Annotated in this window: 16 protein-coding genes; 8 read left to right on the top strand and 8 right to left on the bottom strand. The window is 34.2% G+C overall.

The window, feature by feature from the left end; genetic code table 11:
- Nucleotides 1-331: 331 nt before the first annotated feature.
- The 3 genes from MR054_RS07820 (at nt 332) to MR054_RS07810 (ending at nt 4,447) form a co-directional block, all read left to right on the top strand.
- Complete coding sequence (locus MR054_RS07820) at nt 332-1,834, top strand: DUF2779 domain-containing protein (protein WP_242157322.1); 1,503 nt, start codon at nt 332-334, stop codon at nt 1,832-1,834.
- Between the two features lie 15 nt (nt 1,835-1,849).
- Nucleotides 1,850-3,154, top strand: a complete 1,305-nt coding sequence (locus MR054_RS07815; RefSeq protein ID WP_242157321.1) for a hypothetical protein — start codon at nt 1,850-1,852, stop codon at nt 3,152-3,154.
- 177 nt (nt 3,155-3,331) lie between these two features.
- The gene (locus tag MR054_RS07810) at nt 3,332-4,447 is read left to right on the top strand and encodes a Swt1 family HEPN domain-containing protein (protein WP_242157320.1); all 1,116 of its coding nucleotides are present in this window, start codon (nt 3,332-3,334) and stop codon (nt 4,445-4,447) included.
- Between the two features lie 483 nt (nt 4,448-4,930).
- On the opposite strand, the gene MR054_RS07805 is transcribed toward MR054_RS07810, so the two are convergent.
- A complete protein-coding gene (locus MR054_RS07805; RefSeq protein WP_242157319.1) occupies nt 4,931-5,890 on the bottom strand; it encodes a hypothetical protein in 960 nt (319 codons plus the stop codon).
- 605 nt (nt 5,891-6,495) lie between these two features.
- Here MR054_RS07805 and MR054_RS07800 point away from each other — a divergent pair.
- Nucleotides 6,496-7,212 carry an SGNH/GDSL hydrolase family protein gene (locus tag MR054_RS07800; protein ID WP_242083540.1) on the top strand — a complete coding sequence of 239 codons (717 nt, stop codon included), beginning with the start codon at nt 6,496-6,498 and terminating at the stop codon, nt 7,210-7,212.
- Nucleotides 7,213-7,322: 110 nt separating this feature from the next.
- Here the strand turns inward: MR054_RS07800 and MR054_RS07795 are convergent, their stop codons facing one another.
- Both MR054_RS07795 and MR054_RS07790 read right to left on the bottom strand, forming a co-directional pair.
- A complete protein-coding gene (locus MR054_RS07795) occupies nt 7,323-7,802 on the bottom strand; it encodes a hypothetical protein (protein ID WP_242157318.1) in 480 nt (159 codons plus the stop codon).
- A 469-nt stretch (nt 7,803-8,271) separates the two neighbouring features.
- Complete coding sequence (locus tag MR054_RS07790) at nt 8,272-9,084, bottom strand: cyclase family protein (RefSeq protein ID WP_242083533.1); 813 nt, start codon at nt 9,082-9,084, stop codon at nt 8,272-8,274.
- Nucleotides 9,085-9,490: 406 nt separating this feature from the next.
- On the opposite strand from MR054_RS07790, the gene MR054_RS07785 reads away from it, so the two are divergent.
- Nucleotides 9,491-9,910, top strand: a complete 420-nt coding sequence (locus tag MR054_RS07785) for a hypothetical protein (protein ID WP_242157317.1) — start codon at nt 9,491-9,493, stop codon at nt 9,908-9,910.
- 214 nt (nt 9,911-10,124) lie between these two features.
- On the opposite strand, the gene MR054_RS07780 is transcribed toward MR054_RS07785, so the two are convergent.
- From MR054_RS07780 to MR054_RS07760, 5 genes are all read right to left on the bottom strand, one after another.
- Complete coding sequence (locus tag MR054_RS07780; protein ID WP_242157316.1) at nt 10,125-12,293, bottom strand: hypothetical protein; 2,169 nt, start codon at nt 12,291-12,293, stop codon at nt 10,125-10,127.
- An 11-nt stretch (nt 12,294-12,304) separates the two neighbouring features.
- The gene (locus MR054_RS07775; protein ID WP_242157315.1) at nt 12,305-14,467 is read right to left on the bottom strand and encodes a family 10 glycosylhydrolase; all 2,163 of its coding nucleotides are present in this window, start codon (nt 14,465-14,467) and stop codon (nt 12,305-12,307) included.
- A gap of 45 nt (nt 14,468-14,512) precedes the next feature.
- A complete protein-coding gene (locus tag MR054_RS07770; RefSeq protein ID WP_242157313.1) occupies nt 14,513-17,317 on the bottom strand; it encodes a Kelch repeat-containing protein in 2,805 nt (934 codons plus the stop codon).
- A 79-nt stretch (nt 17,318-17,396) separates the two neighbouring features.
- Nucleotides 17,397-18,062, bottom strand: a complete 666-nt coding sequence (locus MR054_RS07765) for a 3-keto-alpha-glucoside-1,2-lyase-like domain-containing protein (protein ID WP_242157311.1) — start codon at nt 18,060-18,062, stop codon at nt 17,397-17,399.
- A 264-nt stretch (nt 18,063-18,326) separates the two neighbouring features.
- Nucleotides 18,327-19,079, bottom strand: a complete 753-nt coding sequence (locus MR054_RS07760; RefSeq protein ID WP_242157309.1) for an SDR family NAD(P)-dependent oxidoreductase — start codon at nt 19,077-19,079, stop codon at nt 18,327-18,329.
- A gap of 95 nt (nt 19,080-19,174) precedes the next feature.
- Between MR054_RS07760 and MR054_RS07755 the strand changes: the two genes are divergently transcribed.
- The 3 genes from MR054_RS07755 to MR054_RS07745 are packed head-to-tail and all read left to right on the top strand — an operon-like array spanning nt 19,175 to nt 21,652.
- The gene (locus MR054_RS07755; protein WP_242157307.1) at nt 19,175-19,804 is read left to right on the top strand and encodes a GntR family transcriptional regulator; all 630 of its coding nucleotides are present in this window, start codon (nt 19,175-19,177) and stop codon (nt 19,802-19,804) included.
- Between the two features lie 38 nt (nt 19,805-19,842).
- The gene (locus tag MR054_RS07750; RefSeq protein ID WP_242157305.1) at nt 19,843-21,117 is read left to right on the top strand and encodes an MFS transporter; all 1,275 of its coding nucleotides are present in this window, start codon (nt 19,843-19,845) and stop codon (nt 21,115-21,117) included.
- A complete protein-coding gene (locus tag MR054_RS07745) occupies nt 21,110-21,652 on the top strand; it encodes a D-lyxose/D-mannose family sugar isomerase (protein ID WP_242157303.1) in 543 nt (180 codons plus the stop codon). Before MR054_RS07750 ends, MR054_RS07745 begins: the two co-directional genes overlap by 8 nt.
- Nucleotides 21,653-21,661 lie beyond the last annotated feature (9 nt).

The raw sequence follows: 21,661 nt of genomic DNA, 5'->3' as shown, positions 1-21,661 counted from the left end.
CAAGGTCTATACATTGAGGCAGACGGGTTTTGCCAAGCAAAAGGAGGAAGTCAAAAATTTAAGCTTTTGCTTGAACGATATTCCTTCTTCAAGATATTTCATCATCACCCCAATGCCTTTTTTGAATTCTACAAATCTTTGTAAAAAAAATTTTGCTTCCATTGAACCTTCTGAATTTGATAATGTATGAACAATATAGAGCCCTTTCTGGCGATTAGGTTGCAGACTCAAGGAAGCCTGTAAAACTATATTGTTTTTTTTAAAACTAGGAGAGTGAGAGGATATAAATTCTTAAAAAAGCGCTAAATTGTATGACAACAAAATAATCATTTTGGAAAAGTTTGTTCTTTCAAAATCAACCTTCATTAGAGGGGTCCAATGTGAAAAGTCATTGTATCTCTACAAACATCATTACGAATTAAAGGATAAGGTGTCACCTCAACTTCAGGCAATCTTCACACAAGGAACCAATGTCGGTTTAATTGCGCAAAAACTCTTCCCATATGGTGTAGATGCTTCCCCATCTAGCCACTTCAAAATTCATGAATCTGTTTTTAAAACCAAAGATTACATATATAATGGGGAATCGATAATCTATGAGGCTACTTTTCAATTTAATGGTGTTATTGCCGCCTTAGATATATTGGTAAAAGATGAAAAGGAATGGAAAGCCTATGAGGTAAAAAGCTCGACAAGTGTTTCGGATGTTTACATAAATGATGCGGCAATTCAATATTATACCATTATAAATTCAGGGATAGACCTGAAGGATATTTCTATAGTTTACATTAATAATCAATACCTAAAAAACGGCAGTTTGGATATTAATGAACTCTTCATTATTGAGTCTGTTTATGATAGAGTTCAAGAGGTTCTCTCTAAAATCCCAAACCAAATTGAGCATTTTAAGAACGTAATTAATCAGGATGAGGTTCCAGATATTGATATTGGGCCACACTGTTCAAAACCATACGATTGTGATTTCAAAGGGTATTGCTGGAGTCATGTTCCAGATTATTCCGTATTTAATATTTCTCGATTAAACATCAAAAAGAAGTTTGAATTATATCAGAAAGGAGTTGTATCCTTTGAAGAGATTGATTTGGAAGTAACGTCATTTAATGCCAACCAACTATTGCAGATCACGAGTGAACTCGATAATAAAACCTATATCGATAAGTCTAGTATCATTGAATTTTTGGAAGATTTGAATTTCCCACTCCATTTTTTGGATTTTGAGACTATGTCAACTGCTATACCAATTTATGACAATAGCAGACCATATCAGCAATTGGTATTTCAGTATTCGCTCCATATTCGAAACCAGTTTGGAAATTTAGAGCATAGAGAATATCTTGCTCAAACCAGTTCTGGTATAGACCCTAGGAAAACCCTTGTAAAGCAATTAATTGAAGATTGTGACGAATCAGGAGATATTTTAGTTTACAATGTTTCATTTGAGAGAGGAAAATTAAATGACCTCGCATCTATTTATCCAGAATATTCAATTGAATTGAAAAGTATCATTTCAAGATTGAAAGATTTAATGATTCCTTTTCAAAAAAAATGGTATTATACTCCAGAGATGAAAGGAAGTTATTCCATAAAGGCAGTGTTACCAGCATTAGTTCCTGAACTGTCGTATGAAGATTTGGAAATAAAAGAGGGAGGCATGGCCAGTACTGTTTTTACCCAAATGGTCAATGGTGAATTCGAAGGGAATTATCAAAAAGCAAGAAATAATTTATTAGAATACTGTAAATTGGATACTTTGGCAATGGTAATGGTTTATGAACATATAAAAGAAATTGTAAATGATGATTTTGGGTCATAAAAAAAATTTTAGTTTATGGATTTAGAATTTGCTGAATATTATATTGATTTTAATGGAAGTGAATATGTTTTAATCAAGGATGAGAAGAATATGTTGACACCTGCTGGAAATCTAATAAAACATCATAATAGGAGACTGATAGAACATATCATGTTTGAGCTGGAATGCGAAATTGAGTTGGACATTACTCAGTTATCAACCTATACTCTTTATTCTGCCATGGTTGATTTACTTCAAGGAAATTGTCATCAAGGGAATTTATTTACAATAGAAAATTTCAGAACAGGAATATTAAATGACCCTGTACTTAAAGCTTGTGCCGGACCCGAAAAAATTCAACAATTTAAAAAATGGGCTGATTTATTCAGTGATTTGGAACTACTAGGTTTAGATTATCCTGACATAGTTCAAATTCCGGACATAGATACTATTGAAGATTGGATAAAAGGAAATGGAAAAGAGTACGAAGATTCAATAGACAAAATTGTAAACCATTATTATGCCGAGTTTAATCTGTTGTCCGATTGTCAAAAAACGGTTGTATTACATAGTGCAAACCTCCATGCCTCCCTTGTTTATGGAATACTTTTGGCATCAAAAAAATGTACAGAGATAAATTATGTAGCGGCGATATTGGCTGGTCAATGTTTATTGCCAAATATTTTTGGCGACATAAACACTGAGGATTACAAAGAAGCATTTGAAGAAATTAAAAGTGATGCCCACATATTCAGTAATTTTATAGACTGCTGTCTTACTCCAGACGAAGGGTTAAATGAATTCATTAAAGCCAAAATTCCGGCCTGGGCCTTCTTGCCCGATGGCTCTAAAACATCATTGATAGAAGGCCTTAGCAAGATTCATGAAGCAAGTAGTAGTGATTATTCTTCTTATGTAATGTTAATGGGAAAGGCCATAGAAATAGCTTTAAAGAAAAATGTATTTGACGAGTTTCAAATACGGTCCAAATATAATTTTAAGGAACAGAAAGATGTCAAATTGTTTATTGAATCTAATGAAGTGATCAAAAACCTTGCAAGATATCTAGTAAAAGAGCCCCATTTCATTGAATTAGGATCTATGCTTTTTATTTTGGAAAAAAATGGAGGAAAGACAGCTTCAAGGAATGAAGTGTTAATTAAATTCTTTGAATTTGTCAAGGAAGAATTGAATAAGGTGAAGATCTTGGATAAGGAATGGATAAAACTTGCGAATCATTTAAAGGACCATAGAAATAGAGCTTCCCATTCAGAGCGTTACTCCCAGGAACAGGCACAAGAGGTAAAGGAAATTGCATTGCAACTATTGGAAGCCTTTTAGGTAATAAAAAATTAAAATCATAAAAAAGCATCTAAAAGGGTCACCATAAAAGTTGTCAAGTTGTCCAGTACTTATCCTTCTTATGCTTTATTAATTAATGTCTGAACTCATTACTAGCATATACTCTTGATGGAACTTTTTTCAAATTGAGTTATAAATTTTTTGATTGGAAAATAAATGGATGAAAGAATAGTTACGATACTACATTTACCGCTTAATTCAAGCTTTTATGTAGAAAAATTAAAAAAAATATTTGAAGATTATTCAAAAAGGGTTGTATTCAAAAGCATATGTGAACGGGACTCCATAGATGATGTAAAAGAATTGATTAGAAATTCTGATATAGTTTTTTTAGAGGATTTTCATTTTTTAAGCTATTATGGTCTCCCAATGGAATTGTTTCTTCGAGAATGGGTGTTGGCAGGAGGTCAATTAATAGTAAAAATACATTTAATAAATGGAGGCACCAATGGTCCAAGTTTAGAGTTCAGACTTCAAGATAAATTTTTACGTCCATTTGGCATGCAGCAAAAAGGTATAAAGTTAAGGCCCCTTTACGGTTATGATGTGAAATTTAAGAAAAAACGATCATCATTCCTCGATAGAAAATTATTTGAAGGGATAGAGGTGTTGAGTATTAATGCACCAAACCATATTCATGTTGAAAAACCCGCTGAACCTTTATTGGTAAACGATGATAAAACTTATATTACTGTTGCCATTCAAACCGATTATCAAGTCGAAGTTGAGGAAGCATGTCCTTTAGCCATATATGAGAATTCCGAAACGGGTTGTATAATAGGTTTTTCTGGTGATTTTATTGATTTTGAAGAAAATGAAAATAATATATTGATTATAAATATTGTAGATTATTTATTGAAGAAAAGAAATGCCTATGAATTAGCTTATAAGCTTTATTATGAAATAGAGATATCTTTGGCTTTATGTATTAAAAACTTGTTGGTGGAAAAGTTTAATGAAGAATGGATTAAAATGATTCCAGAAGATATTATTAGTAAAATTTCTTCAGGTGAAGGTAAAAATGATGATGTTATGCAAAAAATGTTTTTTATTGGACTTAAAAAAATAATAAGACATAATTGGGAAGACGTGTTTAAAAAATATTTTCCTGGTCAGAGCAAAAGCAAAGCCTTAAACTGGATAGGTAAGGTAAATGAATATAGACAAATAATCGCACACCCCATTAAATCGATTGATGAAAGAAAACTAGATGTTTTTAGTGTAAAAGATCTCAAAGAATACAAAAATTTTATCGATTTGACTTTTAAATAAAATTTTTAAAGGAACTTATATAATAGGAGTATAATTAGGACACACTTAAAAGAGTTAAATGATTAAGTATATGAAATCCAAATAGATAACTTCCCTGGTTCGAGCCCAGGTGGGACCACCATTTAAATCAAGTCATACAAATATGTATGGCTTTTTTTATGCAGTAAACGCAACTACACTTTATAAATAACTGTATTGTATGCATTGATTGCATTTTGCTCTAAAACGCCAACTACCAAAGGCAAGTTAACCTGCTTTTGGTAGGTTAACTTGCTAATTTTTTCGTCACAAATAAACAGCTATTAGGGCCTCATTGTTCTATGTTTTGCCGGCCTAACAAAGTTTTCAGTTTTTTCTCCTTCGCAATAGATTTGAGTAGGTTTATTACTTTATTTTTTAGTTGACGTTATTTAACGTCAGCAAAAAGTGAAAATTGAGTCTGGGTTTTTTATCACCTTCCAAGATCTTCCATTCTAGTATTTTTCAATTTGTTTCAAACACATTATATGTTCTGTTCCATTCAATAACCTGATTCGCCTCGACTCTTAAATCAAAAAACAACTCTGGACTAATGACGTGTTTCCACCCCCAAAGATTTATTTTAGCTGTTTTAAAACTTGCTTTTTCACTTATTCCTATTTTGCTTTTAATATTTATTAATTCCCAGGCGGCATCAACGATTTCATTTCCTGAAAGATTACTAAAAAAGAACTGTTCGTTTGGTGTACTGTTAAAGGTAATTTTATTTTGTCCAATTTCAATTTTTCCTTCAGGATTAATTGTATCCCCAAATAATTCAGGTTTGATTTGAAATGGAAATTTCAAGATGTAGTCACTACTTATTAAATCATTGTTAATGGCTAAAAAATTGTGGTTGTATTCGTTCGTTGCAATTGTTTTTTCACCTGTGTTGTGTAAATAATATCTAATCACAAAACCACTTTCTAATAATTCAATTTCTTTTTTCAAAAAATACGCATAACCATTAATGTTTGAAGATGTACATTCAATAATTATTTTATTCGATTTCTTAGTAACTTTAAATTCTGCTGGTTTAATTTCATAACTATTGCTAAATAGGTATTGTGCACTGTCTTTTTTCAATAGCCCAACTCCTATTTTATGAAAATAATCTCCTTTTTTTGTTTCATTATATGCTATTGGAGTATCAATTCCAAATTCATTATAAAAACCTTTTCCGAAATCGCTGTTGTCCTCAGTGGTCATTTTTTCAGTACCCGAAACATAAATGTTTTTGTATTTTACAGCTGTAATTTTACCAGTCCAATCAAATCTTGCAAGGTTATAATTTTCAAAAGGAAGATCGATATGAATTTGAAGATTCTTATTTTTGAGAATGTGCGTCATGTTAGTTTCGTTTTGATGCTGGCAATTAATAACAAAAGGTAAAAGTAAAAATAACAACAATTGTGTTTTATTCATTTTGTTCAAATTGGAGTAAACCATAATTATTTTTAGATAAATGTAGGTCCTTAAACTAATGTACACCAGTTGGAATTAAAATTAAGTTATACGGAAAGATAAGGAAAATGTGAGTAAGGGTTGGAATTGAATATTTTAAATTGTTGGTTACCCAAGATTGTTATTGCAAAGATTTTGAGAAGAAGATGAGTAAAGGGGTTAACTATCTATGAGAGGCATATTAAGGATCCCTTGTATAAGTCCTATCCCTGTTATTTAATTGCATTGAATGCATTTTGTACTAAAAATGCCAAGGTGCCAAGTTTTCAGTTTTTCTCCTTCGTTATAGATTTGAGTAGGTTTATTACTTTGTTTTTTAATTGACTTATTTAACCTCGGCAAAAAGAAAACTTTTCTACTAGTCCACTTTAACTTCTATTTCTTCATACTTATCAAATCATCAAAAAATGTATCTTTAACCCTCTATGATTCATGATCCAAATATCCTACAGATATTTCTGCCCATCGGAATCATAGCCAAATTATTATGCATAAGTTTAACCCGTTGTAAAAACAGCTGCATTAAAATATTATTTCGTTTAACATGAGTTAAAATTTGTACTATTATGAAAAGAAGTATTATTCTTTTGATTGTTCTATTTTTTCTCTTCTCAAATAGTGTTTTTTCACAAAAAGAGTTTGAGACAATATCACTTAAAGCATCTTTCAATTATGGAAAGTCAGTAGCAGTATTTGGGGGCTCTGTTTCAGTTATACCAGCAAGCGATAGCGCAAAAATCTTGTGGGAGAAATATCTGGGAATGACAATTACTAATTTTGGAGTTCCGGGGGCAGGATTTTCGTCATTGCAAGGAAAATCTATTCAACAGCAAGTTGATGAAGCAGGGTTGTTTGATATTTATATATTATGGGCATCAACAAATGATTATACCAATAAAAGGGAGATTGGCTCCTATACAGATTATACAGAATTTGATGGTTACGACCAGGGAAAACTGACCACCCAGGCAGGAGGAATTAATTATTGTATAAAAAAAATTTATGAAATTAATCCCCAGGCTATTACTTATTTATTCACATCGAGTAAAGCTTTCAATGATAGAGGCGCATATGATCCTTTTTATGAACATGGTATGGCCCAATATGTTGAAATGCAAAAAATGATTTGTGAACTTCACGGCATACCGTTTCTTGATCAGTTTACCTTAGGAGGCTATAACATATTCAATAAGGATTTATATTATAGAGACCCTATTCATATGAATGCATTGGGTTACAAAAAATTAGGTGAATTACAGGTGTCATTTTTAGCTTTTCCATAGATAAATACGCTGACTATTATACCATAAAGCCTAAATTACAGATGTGGTTTAGCCATTTTTTGTACTTTCATTTCACGGTATGCATAGATTATGAAAAGGCAAAATCAAGTTTAATCAATTGGGATCACAAAGGTGATCCCAATATTTTTTGGAGTGCTAAAGGTGGTATTATTAAATGGACTCTGAGATGTACTCAATAAAAGATTAGCTTTTTTCTTATGGTCATCTGCTTTAACAAAAAAAGGGATACTTGCTAAAGAGGCACAGACACCTCCTATCATAAAACCGTTAAGTTTTAAACCTGCTTCGCCTTCACCATCCACAAAAGCGTCTCCCATAGCATCCCAAAGTGCATCATCAGCCGATATTACTAAACCTGTTATTAAACTGACTCCACCGGCTGCAGCAAGAATGAACCCGATGGTTCGGGTCTCTTTATATTTCTGAATGTGAAAATCATAGGATTCTATATTTGAACTGACAGAAGAGGGTTCAAGTTTTTGAGCGTGTGTGATACTACAAAACATCAAAAGATTAATTATTGTTAACCGAATTGCTTTGAGAGTGAGCCGAAGTGATTGCGTTCTCATGACTTTTACTGTTAAAGGACTATTCAAAATTAGTATGGAATAGGAGAATCTGTATCCTGAATAATGGTTTGTAGATGAATCAGGACATTTACTTGGTATAACCATATACAATTTGTCTTTAAGTTAAGTGCATTAACTTCTGAAAACAGCAGCTTGCTAAAGGCAGGAAGCAACAGTTGGGGCCACCCAAGTGGTAGAAACCTCAGCGCAAGCTGGGGTTTTTTTATTTCCTGAAGTTCCATTTAGATTTTCATTATCTTTAGTGGGAAAACCAACATTTAATGATAAAATTCTTTAGTGGTTGGTCATAATGAAGGACAACTTTTGGTGTATGGTTTGTCATGTGTTTGAGCACTTAATTTAGTGAATAAAAACCTAGAAGAAAAACGGCAAGTATTTTCATAAATAGGCTAGAACTGGTAATAAATAATATGCGGTGTTAGATCTATGTTTTATTGTTCGTTACATCTCATTTTAAGACTATTGCCACTGGTCTCACTAATATTCCATCACCATTTTTGATATTTATTGGTACACCACAAAAAATCATATTGCTTTTGTCTAGAAGTTGTTCAATATTAAATAATTGTTCATATACAGGTATGCCTCTTGACAAAAAGGAATGATGAATTGGAGCGGCTCGTATAATGTCTGTCTCAGCGACTACAGATGTTGTATCTGTTAAACTAGCTACACTAAGGGCGTCAGTTCCAAAAGCACGAATCGGTAGTTTGGCTAAATATTCCGATGCTTTATAAGTTAATGTAATTGTTGTGGGAAGTTCATCTTTGGACTTAGGTGGGGAATAACCAGTAAAAATTAATACAACATCTCCTGGAATTACTTTATCTTGAAAAATCTCTTTGGTTATAGTTCTTCCATTTGAAAATTTAGATACGTCAAAAACTTTAAGTGGGCCTATAAAGTTATCGATGGAATATGAATCCAGTCCACCTCCAACATCAATATGATTAGGGGCATCGATGTGTGGACCACCATGATTGAATAAAGTGTAATAAGCATTTGATCCAGTTACTTTACCATCTTTTGTCTTAAACTCCCATTCTCGAATGTCAAACTCATTATTTTTCTCAAACCCCAATTGATTCATTAAAGCTTTCCCCCAAATCTTTTCTGGAAGGTCTTCAGTGACAACAGTTCCTAGATCTATGATTTCTTTTGGATTATACTTAAATTCATCACTTTTTTTGGTGGTACAAGCACAAATTATGGCAAATGCAATTGGCAGTAATATCTTCCTATGTCTAAATTGATATTTCATATCCTAAAGGTTGTATTTAATTCGATCTAGTGGTTCGTATAAGAATAGTTGCGGTTTTATGTCTGAGGATTTTCCCTAGGTAAATCAGATTTAACAAAACAACAACGACCTTAGTTTAAGTCTAAAAATAGTAATTATAATTATATGGTTTTATCCCCGATAAGCTTTTATTTACCTTATCTTAATAATCAAGTAAACCATTTTTTGATTTAAAGTTTGTTAGTGTTCACGGTATCTTTATTAATCTTAGTTGTTCTTATGTCAAGATAATCTAACTGTTACTGAATAGTTCTAATATTATATTCATTTACTGCGCAGTAAACTATGCTGAAAAAAGGTAACTATTAAAAATTTTATCTATATTGTATATATTCATTTTTCTGTATTCGATAATAAAAAAAGTATAATGGCAAAATTCATTAAGTTCAATATCATAGCTGTTGTGTTCATAATTGCTATCCCAGCTAGAGTTTTGGGGCAAGAAATGAGTAAAAAAGAAAATAGCACCATAGTGGGTTACAAAACTGTTCACCTCATAAATATAATATCTGTTGAAGATGAAGCTGAATTTATTGCAATTGCAGATGATTTCAATAGGGTAGTTGCAGAATTAGGGTATCAAAACATCCGTTACCATTTTTGGAAAGAAGCTAGAAGCCACGAAGGACAATACAAGTACATTTTCGAATCCACCTGGCCCGATCAAGAGACATATGATAAGGTGCATGAGTATGAGAAATTCAAGTTGGTTTGGGAAAAGAACTATGCTAAATGGAAAAAGATGATAGCTGAAGATATCTATAACAGATATATTCCTTTGAATTAGGTTAAATGTCTATTGCAAAATATATTCGTGAATTTATAACAGCAATTGGTTATAAAGTTTAACCATATGAAATGGTTGGGTGTTCGTAGCGTGTCTTTATATTGCAAAAAAAGGTTGAGAAGTTTCAACGCAAACTACCGAACCCCAAATGTTTTGTATTGTATATGGTATCCCTTTGTTTATTTATGGAGTAACATTGAATTTACATATCATGCTAAATACTCTTTATATATTCAATATCATACTCAACCTCTTTCAAGTAATCTTTCCAATGAAAACCTCTAAAATTAGGCCACCTGTTCTCAGGATGCGTCATCATTACATAAGGCATTCTTTGATATCTGGTTTCTGTTAGTTCCACAATTTTTTTCCAATGCTGTAATGCTTTCTTTGCATGTTTCAGTGCCGCTTCCTTGTCGTTTACATCAGCAGATAATAAATAAGTTTTCAATTCAATGCCTGCGTGAATTTTTTCCGCAAAATAATATCCAAGATAGCACCAGGTTTTAAGATCCTCAATTTCGGATTGGAGTGTAGGGTTGTTACTCTGTTTTTCAAGACTTGCGATGATCCCTAATGATTTAGCGCAGTTGCTTTTGGTTGTTTCTGCAAGCTCAATAGGAGTTATCATTTCCTTGTCTATTGGAATATTTCCATGAACTTTCATAACGTAGTCCCCGATATTCATGTGCTTTTTATCCAATGTTTCCTGATCAATTAACTCCCGAAGTGAAATAAATGATGATCTTCCATCTTCAATATCAGGTTGCCAGGGGGCTAAAAAGCCCTCGCTATATAATGTGAAATCCCATGTGCCTTTGTAAAATGTGGCAATATTCAAAGGAACCTTTGAGGCCAGTGAATATGCTTTTAAGAAAGAAATCACATCAATGGCCGGATATCTTTTTTTAATCTCTTTGGCAAGGGTACGTTCCTTTTCATTGGGGTCAAAAAGTAATCGTCCCCATAGGTGATAAAACATCCACTGTTTTTCAAAAGCATAATCCCATGTTTTTTGAGGATGAGGTTCAAGATGAGAATAATCTTTTGCCGGAATATAGCCCTCGGAACCAATGAAATATCCTTGAACATAATCTTTTTTATTCATATTAATATGGTTTCTGATAAATTCATGATCACCCCAGCGTAATACAAAAAAATCCTCATTTCGTACCATCCAGGCGATAAAAAAATTCTCAGGTTTTGGATTCCAAAACCCACTCATAACGGTACCGTCGTCATTGGCATGGGTTAATGAAAGTTTAGGTGTTGAGTGTCCATGCGACCAGTTAAATTTTATCTCTACTATGGTTTTTTCGGGAAGATTAGCATAATCAATAACTTCTCTCATCAATTTTGGGTTACCTGATAGAACGGCTCTATGAATGAACTTTACTTTTCTGTCTGCATTTTTAATGCCTTTTACTATGGTTTCTTTTACCCAGTCTTCACGTTCCTGCGGCGTCATTTTTTCATCGCCCCAATTTCCCATCCAGTCTGCCAGTGTAGTTCCAAATCCTGTCAGATCTTCATATTCGTTGAGCAATTGCGTTACCGATTCTCTCGTGTATTTTTTCACCAATTCTGATCGGTCAAAATATTCTTTTGCTCCATAATTTTCTGCAAATTCGGGCGATACTACAATGTTCCAATTAACAAGATAGGTTTCGAGCCCCCTTTCTTTAGCCATTTTAAAAAGGGTTTTGTAAAAATCTTTCCATTTCGCAAGCTCATCGTCTTTAAATGGAGTGGCTTTGGGATAATTCTTTGCCCGAATCATATAGGGGAAAGGGTGGTTATTCCACAGACTCACCGCATTGAACCTGTTTTTTACGAGCATGTCTAAAAATGCTTCCCAAAATTTTAAGTCCTTGCAAGTTTCTATGTGCACATCATTTGTTGGACCTGGTCGGTATGGTGACCACGGTAAATTTATTTTTACTGCCCTAAACGCGATAGTAGGATTTATTTGTTTGGCCTTAACTTTAGAAATATCACAATCTATTCCTATCTGCTCTATCAAATCGAATAAACCATATAAGCATCCCTGTTCAGAGTTCCCGATAATATAAATTTGATCCTCGTTTCTAATAATTTTATATCCGTCATCTTTTATATTTGAAATACTTTCTTGGCGGAAACCTTCCAGTTTAGGGTTAATCGTATCGTTTTTAGTGATAATAATTATTTCTTCGTTTACCTTGTCAAGAACATTTTTCCGAACCACAAATCCCGATTCTTGAGCATGTTCTTCAAGTTTCGATACTCCGTAACTTAGCACCGAAGAACCTTGGTTAAAAGTGATGTGAATTGTTTTATTATTTCCACATGAAAAGAATATTAGAATTATGAATGCACACAATAGCTTTGGTATATTTGTCATTTACTCTTGTTTTATTCAATTACTATTGCTTCAAAATCCCGAAGGCTATCTAAGGTAAATTTAATTATTGAGTCACCCTCAAATTTTATGGTTTTTCCCGACTTTAAACCATATACTTTTTCCGGTTTTAAATCCACTTTAATTTCAAAGTTGATATTATTTATTTCTAAAGGCTCAAAATAGCTTCGGCCATTAAATCCCGACAAGTTGATCAAATTAATGATGTATTTATTATACGAATCTGTTGCGAATGAATTATATCTGAATTTGTTAAAAGTTATTTCTACCTGAGGAGGAGCGCTTGTTTTGAAATCTTGCCTAATTTCTGGATTAATAAAATCAATCACATCAAGCAATATATCTCTATGGGCAAAAAAGCCATACTGGTAGTACATTCTTCCAATTTCCCATGGAATATAAACTGTTTTTGCGCTGTTTCTATCCAATATACTTATGCCATACCACCCTGTGGGCACATGTCCTCCAATCATTTCCGGCGGACCTTCTCTGCCTTTGTCAAGTAAGGGAAGGAAAAGTTGGCATTTCTCGTCAAATTCGCATTTCATGAAATTACACTTCAAAAATGCCTGTTGAAGCTTATCCTGACGTTTTAGAATATCCTGATCTTTTAATTGCAAGTAGTACTTGAAAGCATCAAGTTCTTTCTCAATCACTGTTGCTCCAAATAATTCTTTTAATGCCTCAGGATTGTCTGCCATTGATTGATTAGTAGCAATAATATTTACACCTTCTTCGGTTAGCTTTTTTAAGACTTCGATTTCACGATCACTAAAATTATTTAAATGTGCAATGAGAATGATCTTGTAGTCTTTTAATTTATCGAACCTAAGAGAAAGATACTTTTTAAGGATTAAATCAAACTGAACATGTTCTTCTTTTAAGAGCTGTTCTATGCCTCGCATTTCTTCCATTTCTGGTCCGCCCGGCCAATAATCCTGTTTGATAATGGCTATTTGTGCAGTACTTTTAAAATCACCATAATATTTCTCATTATTTTTGTGATAGGCATACACCTCTTTTATTACTCCAAATCCTCTTTCATCTTCATAGTTTCTCATATCACCCATAAGGCTAATATCTAAACCGGAACCATGAGCAATATTTTGATACAATCTGTTTCGAATCCGAACAGGTGGTACAGCGTGATACCTTGATCCGAATGTTATTTGCTGGATACTCGCACTACTGGATATTTTATCATCAAAAGTGGCCTCAACCGTATTTACATTTTCGGATGCGATATATGCGAAATATGGAATATGGTGCAATTCCCCCTGTGCTTCATGTCTCATTATATCAATAAAATCATCATTATAAGTACATAATGCAATATTGGGGCGTTGGGATTTAATCAGGTTATGCATTCTTTCCAATAATTCATTTGTGGTGAATTCTTTAAATTCAACATACTTTTGAAAAACAGGATCATCGGAATCTTCAACGGTTGGTAGTGTCATACCATTTGAGAATTCTTCGAATCTTCTTTTATCGTTTTTATTCTGATCGATCCCATGGTAAATCCCGTGATAATAATCGGTTGTTTTATAACCGAACATATTAATGAACATACCATCAATTGGATAATTGTCAATTACTTCCTGAACAATTTCAAAGGCATGTTTTTGCATATATTCACCGTTAACTGAAGTTACTATCATTCCGTAATTGTCGGCTCTAGATCCTTGTGGAGATAGATAGAACCAATCGGGATGTTCTTCCAGAAAACTTTCATGAGCTCGGCTAAAATCAAACCTTACAATAACACGGATTCCATTTGCATGGCAAAGCGAAATAACACGTCCAAGCATATCATCTTTCACATAGGGGTTTTGATAGTGAAAAGGAAGTTTTGTGGGGTAAAAAGCCATGATACCCCCGGCATTAATCAATAAAGTATTTGCCGAATATTCAAGTAAATCTACCAATAATGAGTCCGGATTTAAAGCACCTTCTGCAGCTGGCAAATTGGTTTGTATCATTCTTAGGTTATTCTTTTCCCACCAAATTGATGTATCAACGATTGGATCAATTATTTCAACCTCGTGAACCACCCCATTTTTTGTTGTTTGCTGACAAGAGAATATTACAATAACGCAGATGCTTAATAGAATGTATTTGATTTGAAATGATACCATGTTTTTATAATTCACCATTTTTTATAATTTTTTAAACGTAATTATGATTTGTTTCGATATCAATTATAACCGTTTTATCAATACCACCCAATCTTGATTAGGTAAATTATTCTTAATTTTTGGAGGAATTCCCAACGATCGAATTCCACCTCCTTCTATAGATTTTACCGAACCTATCTGTAATTCGCCTCCTGCAAGTAAATGGAACCACTCAATGCTATATTTGCCTTTTGCAGCCTTTAAGTCAAGCGTATAGGTTTTCGAATTTGGCAAATAAATAGCATAAATCTCATCCTGCTTGCGTAAGCAATATGCTTCTTTCGAGTTTACTAAACCATGATCGGGTTGCATTTCCCAATACGGCAGGTAGGTATTAAAAAATACCTTTGCGTAATTTGTGATTTCCCAAAGGCGATCTCTTTGTCGCCAGTCTTCCGAAGTTAAATCCGTGTGTGGATGCTTGGCTCCAAAATACCATTCAACACCGGCTCCTCCAGATAATAAGACACCCCAAAGGGCGTAACGCCGAAGTGTATTATGATTTGGATCTTCGGGATCCGTCATGGCACCATCGTACCACATCCCAATTTCATCCATCGTAATCAGCCATGGGTGACCAACGCTATCGGATTTTGCTTTCCAGTCTGATACTGTTTTAGGTGCTGTTTCTCTTTCGGCATGCTGAAGGGAAATACCATCCACATATTCGTATCCCAGCATATTGTTTAAAATATCCTTTCTAATATCATCATTAGGTAAGGTATGTAATACGACCGGATGGTTGTAAGGATCATGTTCTTTTATGAACCTGGCCATTGATTTTCGCTGTTTATCATCCTGGTAAGGATTATCTGGAGCCCATGGTGTTAGTCCATTCTCCTCACCCAAATTCCATACCAGGCCAAGATGATGACCAAACCTCGCAATAAGTTCCCTCAAGTATAATTTGCGATTAGGACCAGTATCTCCATTATCGAGCATGGTTTCATTTTCTGTTTCCTGTAAAACCACATGCAATAAAATGCCTTTAGATTGCATGTACTCAAATATGATTTCCCATTGATCTAGTTTGCTTACATCAAAACGGGAAAAATCATCGGGACTCACATAAGGCCATACATCTTTTCCGTCGCCCAAAATGTTTAGAGTTAAGAAATAGTCAGCGTTCATGCCTTTTGAAGCTAAATAATTGATAGCTCCAATCAGCGATTTCCCTTTTCCATTCTTCCATGTTGGATCTCCTGTTTTCCAATCTTTGAGGTGTGGTTCATACGCATGAATATACGTAGGTGCTACTGCTTCTCCATCTCTGGCTTCTGCTTTTATTCGATAGGTGCCATCAATATCAACATATGCCAATAGGTTTTCAGGACTGTTCGTTCCGGCTTTAAGCCAATAGTTTTCGGTATCACGAAATTTAAAATATCCGTTAGATGCTTCAATTCGTCCGTGTGCTCTAAAATCATCTCCTTCCTTATCCGATCTTACCAGCAAAAACTCTCCATCGGGATCTGATATTGACACTGGTTTTCCAGCATTTAAATCATCGCTAAGCGCAATGTTATCTTCTTGACTAAGCTTAGCCGAATAAGACCATTTGCCCATTTTATCGGGGGTAAAACGTACTTGCCAATACGAACCAGCGTTTGAGCTCGTTTCAGAAGCATTTCCATCAGCGGCAAAAAATCCAGGTATAGTTTGTTGCGTTTCTCCGTTTTTAAATTCAACAGTTAATCTATAGTTTAGAAATGGATTTTCTTGAGCTGATTCAGATGTTTTAGGCCCTTTGAAAGAAAGGGTAATAGTGTGCCATTGCATATGTACTGGTGTACTATCTAATCTTTCTGATATGGGCTCGGGATTTCCTTTAGGTAATTCTAAACGTTCAACTGACGTTAATTCGGGTTCTCCTCCATGTTTCCCACAACCTGAAGCAGTATAAACAAAGTTTCCAATTACGGCAAATCCAGTTCCATGTCTGCCCTTATTAAAAGAAGGCCATTTACTCCATAATTTTGTTTTGGTATTGAATGCTTCCACCTCATTATGGGCCTCCACTTTTTCGGCGGTTTCGCCCCCTCCAATTACAATTGAATTGTTCCAGCCAAACGCAAAATTTCCGGCTCTCATGGTTGGAATGGCTAAGTTATTTGTTACTGCTTCCCATTCTTGCGTGTTGAAATCATAAATATTGCCATGACTCACGGTTAAACTCATATCTTGATCGGTTATTTTCGATGTGGTTCGGCCAGCAAATGCATAAAGTTTGCCATCAACAACAACTGCTTGAAAATGATCACGTGCATTCGGTGCATCAGCCAATGTTTTCCATTCGCCAGTTTCGGGATTATATTCATCCAACCAGGGTTTGTAGCCATTCAAATGACCATTTGTAATACCACCCACTAAATAGATCTTATTCTTATAAACCACAGCACCAGCTCCACCTCTTCTTCGATGTTCGGGAATAGTATCAGCATATACATATTCATCACGTTCAGGATAATAAATAATAACCCTATCAACAGGTGTTTCGTTTGGCCAGGTTCCTGTCATGGCACCAATCAAATAAATTGCATCGTTCAAAACTACGGGCTGAAAATGATGCAACTCAATAGGCGTAGCCGACTTCTCTGTCCATTTATTTGTGGCAGGATCAAATACCGAAGTGGGATTAATCCTTCTACCTCCCATTAAATATAATTGGTCTTTATAAGCTACAAGACCTGCCTCATGGCGAGCTGTTGGTTTTCCTACTGTCGTGATAGTTTCCCATTGCCAATTGCTTGGTGTTGCGTTGTTGCAACTTACAAGAAATAAAATACTGATGAGAGGAAAAAAAACTAATGCTTTAAAAATATGGTTCATAGAAAACTATTAATGATTATTCGTAATATTTAGCATGCTCAGCTGGAAGATATTTTAAACTTGAAATCTCAATATTTTTTTAAAATACTTCAGCAGCTTCGCATTGAGTTTGAATTTTATCTTTTTGCAATGTAATTTCGGTGCCGCCATACATATATCGCGAATTCTTAAGAATCATTACCACTTCTCCATTAACAACATGCAGACTTTTATCTTCAGAACAAATTAATTCTAAAGTGGTCCATTCGCTTTCTCTACGCTCATAGTCGACTCTTCCAGAGCAAAAACCATATCCTTTGGCAGCATCTGGGATTTCTAAAAACGAATACTTCTCATTTGCAATTGTATTCATGATCCATAAGTCTGGAATAGCCTTGATTTCCATTGCTGTTGGTCCAATAGTCCAATAATCACCAGTGCGACCTTTTATTACTTGAAACTCTTGAGAAAACATCCACGATCGCCAATGCTCAGCTCCGTATTCACCAGAAGAATGGTATAATAATTCGGAATCTTTGCCTTTCGTTAATCGTGGTGGATATACTGCATCACCCCTTTTTACTTTCAGTTTAAGACGATAATTATCATTCTCTTTTTTTGTTATAATACAGCCAAAAATTTCTCTAATTCTTAAAACAGATTCATTATTAATTATATTCATCCTAAATACACCATATCCATTTTTCTTCAAACCAATAGGGGGCAATAACACCACCTGTGCCATTAACTGGAGTACTTCCATCATAACCGTCGCTATGCTTATAGTTCAGGTATTTATCCCATTATGTTAGGTTTTCTTCCAATAGCTTCGTCCCGTTTTCTTTTGGATCATTTTTTTGATTGTTGCAAGAGATAAAAGCTAGGGGAGTGAAAAGGAGTATTAGAAATGTTTTCATCCGTTTAAAATTTTCGAGTTTCTAAAAATTTACTTTATCTATTGCTGATCTCAGTTGATTTAATCTCTGAAAAGATATCATTCTGTAAAAAGAAAATGTTTTAGGGGAATGACTCATGATCTGTTTAATGTTGTAACAGCAGATTGTGCCTTAGGCAAAATAGTAACGTCTGCAATATTAACCCTTTCAGGAAGATGCAAGATGTAAGATATGAAATCTGCAATATCCTCAGCTATAAGGGGTTCAAACCCCTCGTAAATTTTCTCTGCTCTTTTTTTGTCTCCTTTAAAACGCACTTCAGAAAATTCAGTTTCTATGGCACCTGGTGCAATATTGGTTACTTTAATATTATGCTTGGTAAGTTCTAGCCTCATACCCTCGCTAATTGCTTCAACGGCTTTTTTTGAAGCACAATAAACCGTGCCACCTACATAGGTTTGTTTTCCTGCAATTGAGCTAACGTTTATAATGTGACCTGTTTTACGTTTAACCATCTGTGGAATAACAGATCTTGAAATGTAAAGAAGCCCTTTTGTGTTACCATCAATCATGGCATCCCAATCATTTATATCACCTTCATGAATGTCTCCTAAGCCATGAGCATTTCCAGCATTATTTATTAATATGTCAATGTTTTTCCAATCATCTGGTAATGTATTTATGTTTTCTGCAACTTCAGATCTATTTCTGAGATCAAATGCAAGATGAAGTATTTTTGTTTTCGGCGTAAGAGATTCCTTAAGTTCTTCTAAGATGTTTTTTCTTCTTCCACATATAATTAAATTATAACCATGATCGGCCAGTTTTTTTGCGGTTGCTTTACCAACGCCTGAAGTCGCTCCTGTTATTAAAGCTGTTTTTTCCATTTGTAATAATTATTCAGAAAGTTTTTAAATGCAAAATAATTAACATAATTTTGTATACCGTATACGAAAATACAATAATATACGTACTATTCCAAATGAAAATATCAAACGATGAGTTAAGTGTGAAGGCCTATCATAAGGTTAAAAATATGATAGTTTCTGGTAAATTACAGCTCGGCCAAAAGATAGTTCAGGATAAACTTGCCGAGAAGTTAGGAATCAGTAGAACACCACTTCGCTCTGCTTTGCAAATGCTTGAGGCAGAATCGTTGGTAGAGTCATTGCCACGTAAAGGAATGGCGGTGAAAATCTTCTCTAATAAAGAAGTCTTAGAAATTTATGATTGCAGGATTGCATTGGAATCTATGGCGGTAAAAACGTTTGTAAAAGTCTCAGTGAAATCAGATATCGAAAAATTATATAATTTGTTTAAACCTTTTCTTGGATCTAAGGATATTGATGTCATGAAATATAAAAAGGCTGATAGCTTGTTTCATGAAATGATTATAAAAAAAAGCGGTAATGAGTTCCTCTACAAACTTTTTAATCGTGGCAATCTTTTAATTTGTATTGATCTTATTGGCTTAGTTAGGTCACCACAAGAGACACTTAGTGAGCATATGGATATAATTGAAGCAATTGAAGAAAAAAACTCGAAACTTGCAGAAGATTTAATAAAAGAACATCTCGAAAAGTCAAAGAAATTGATTTCAAGAAGGTTCTAAAGTTTCCTCGAATTCGGTTAAGATATACTTAATATGTTATGAAAAATAAACTCAAAGTACCTTTGCGTTTTATAATGGTGTTCAACACTTTTATATTAGCCATGATAGTTTTATTCGACAGGATAATGATTTCTGTTGCTAAGGATCCTATCGCCTCAGATTTATCACTCTCAGATAAGCAAATGGGGTGGGTACTTTCTGTTTTTGCATTAGGATATGCATTGTTCCAATCTCCTTCAGGATATATGGCTGATAAATTTGGAGCACGTAAGGTGCTTGCTGGAGTTGTCACTTTATGGTCGATATTTACAGCCCTAACCGGTGCCGTTTTTGGTTTTGTATCACTCATATTTGTAAGATTTATATTTGGAGTAGGTGAGGCTGGCGCTTTTCCTTCAATGGCAAGGGCAATTTATAATTGGATTCCATTGAATGAACGTGGAATAGTAAATGGTATTAACTTTTCTGGAGGTAGAATTGGAGCCGCTATTGCGCTTCCTTTCGCAGCGTGGTTAATAGATTTAACCGGATGGCGAATGAGCTTTGTAGTTTTAGGAGCGGTTGGTGTTTTCTGGGCAATAATATGGTATGTATGGTTCAGAGACAATCCACAAGATCATCCCAAAATTAGCGAAAGGGAATTAAAATTTATTAAAGAGAATATTCAAAAAGCTGATGAGAATGAAAAATCAAAGGTTTCGGTGAACAAGCTTTTCCATTCAAAAAGCATGTGGATGCTTATGGGACAGTATTTTAGTAGTAATTTCACATTCTTTTTTACTTTAACTTGGCTTTTCCCTCATATAAAAGACAAATTTGGTTTGGATACATTAGAAGCAGGAATGTTTACTTCGCTACCTCTTATTTGTGGGGCTCTGGGTAATTGGACTTCTGGATTTTTGGTTGATTATATCTATAAAAAGAAGAAGTGGGCCCTATCAAGAAAACTACCTGCAATTATTGGATTCTTTCTTGCAGCAGTTGGTATTATTTCAAGTGCTTATATGGATGAAGTTATTCCAGCCATTATATTTATTTCTATTGCTGTATTTGGAGCTGATATGACTTTGAGTCCATCTTGGTCAGCATGCGTAGATGTGGGCAAAGAACATTCCGGAGTTGTTAGTGGAACGATGAATATGGCAGGGAACTTGGGTTCTTTTCTTACAGCGCTGGCCTTTCCATATATGTTGTCTTTTACCGGCTCTGCATTGCCATTCTTTTACTTGGCTGCAGCATTAAATATTCTAGCGATTCCTATTTGGTTAGGAATTAATCCAAATAATCCTTTAAAAATATATGTAGATGATTAAAAGAAAAGAATTTAATAAGGTTTGTGATGAAGCCTTAAAAATGATTGAGGATGCAGGTTTATTCTTAACTCCTCAGGATAAATTGAAGATCACAGCAGTTGATTTTGGATTAAGTGATATTCGAAAAGAAGGAATCCAGATTCTAACTATGTTTGAGACAGATAGAATTGCAGGTAAAATACTGGTATTATTACCAAATCAAACAGAACCTGAACACTGGCATCCTACAGTTGGTGATGATGCAGGTAAAGAAGAAATTATACGTGCTATTAGTGGAGAGCTATACTTTTATATTCCGGGTGAAGATAATATGAAACATGGATTTATTGTAGACGGGAAAGAAAACTGCTATACGCTTAGAAATGAAATCGTTTTAAAACCAGGAGAGCAACTTGTCCTTCCTGCCGGAACAAAACATTGGTTTCAAGCTGGTAAAGCTGGTGCTATAATGTATTCCTTTTCTACAAAAGTAACCGATTTACTGGATCAGTTTACCGACAAAAGTATTATTAGAGATACAGTAATAAGTGAATAATTTTTAATA

Origin of the sequence: Aestuariivivens sediminis, from assembly GCF_022662105.1 — a bacterium.
GTDB classification, from domain to species: domain Bacteria; phylum Bacteroidota; class Bacteroidia; order Flavobacteriales; family Flavobacteriaceae; genus Aestuariivivens; species Aestuariivivens sediminis.
Note: the sequence above shows the minus strand (reverse complement) of the source record. Positions and strands in the feature narration are given on the sequence as shown.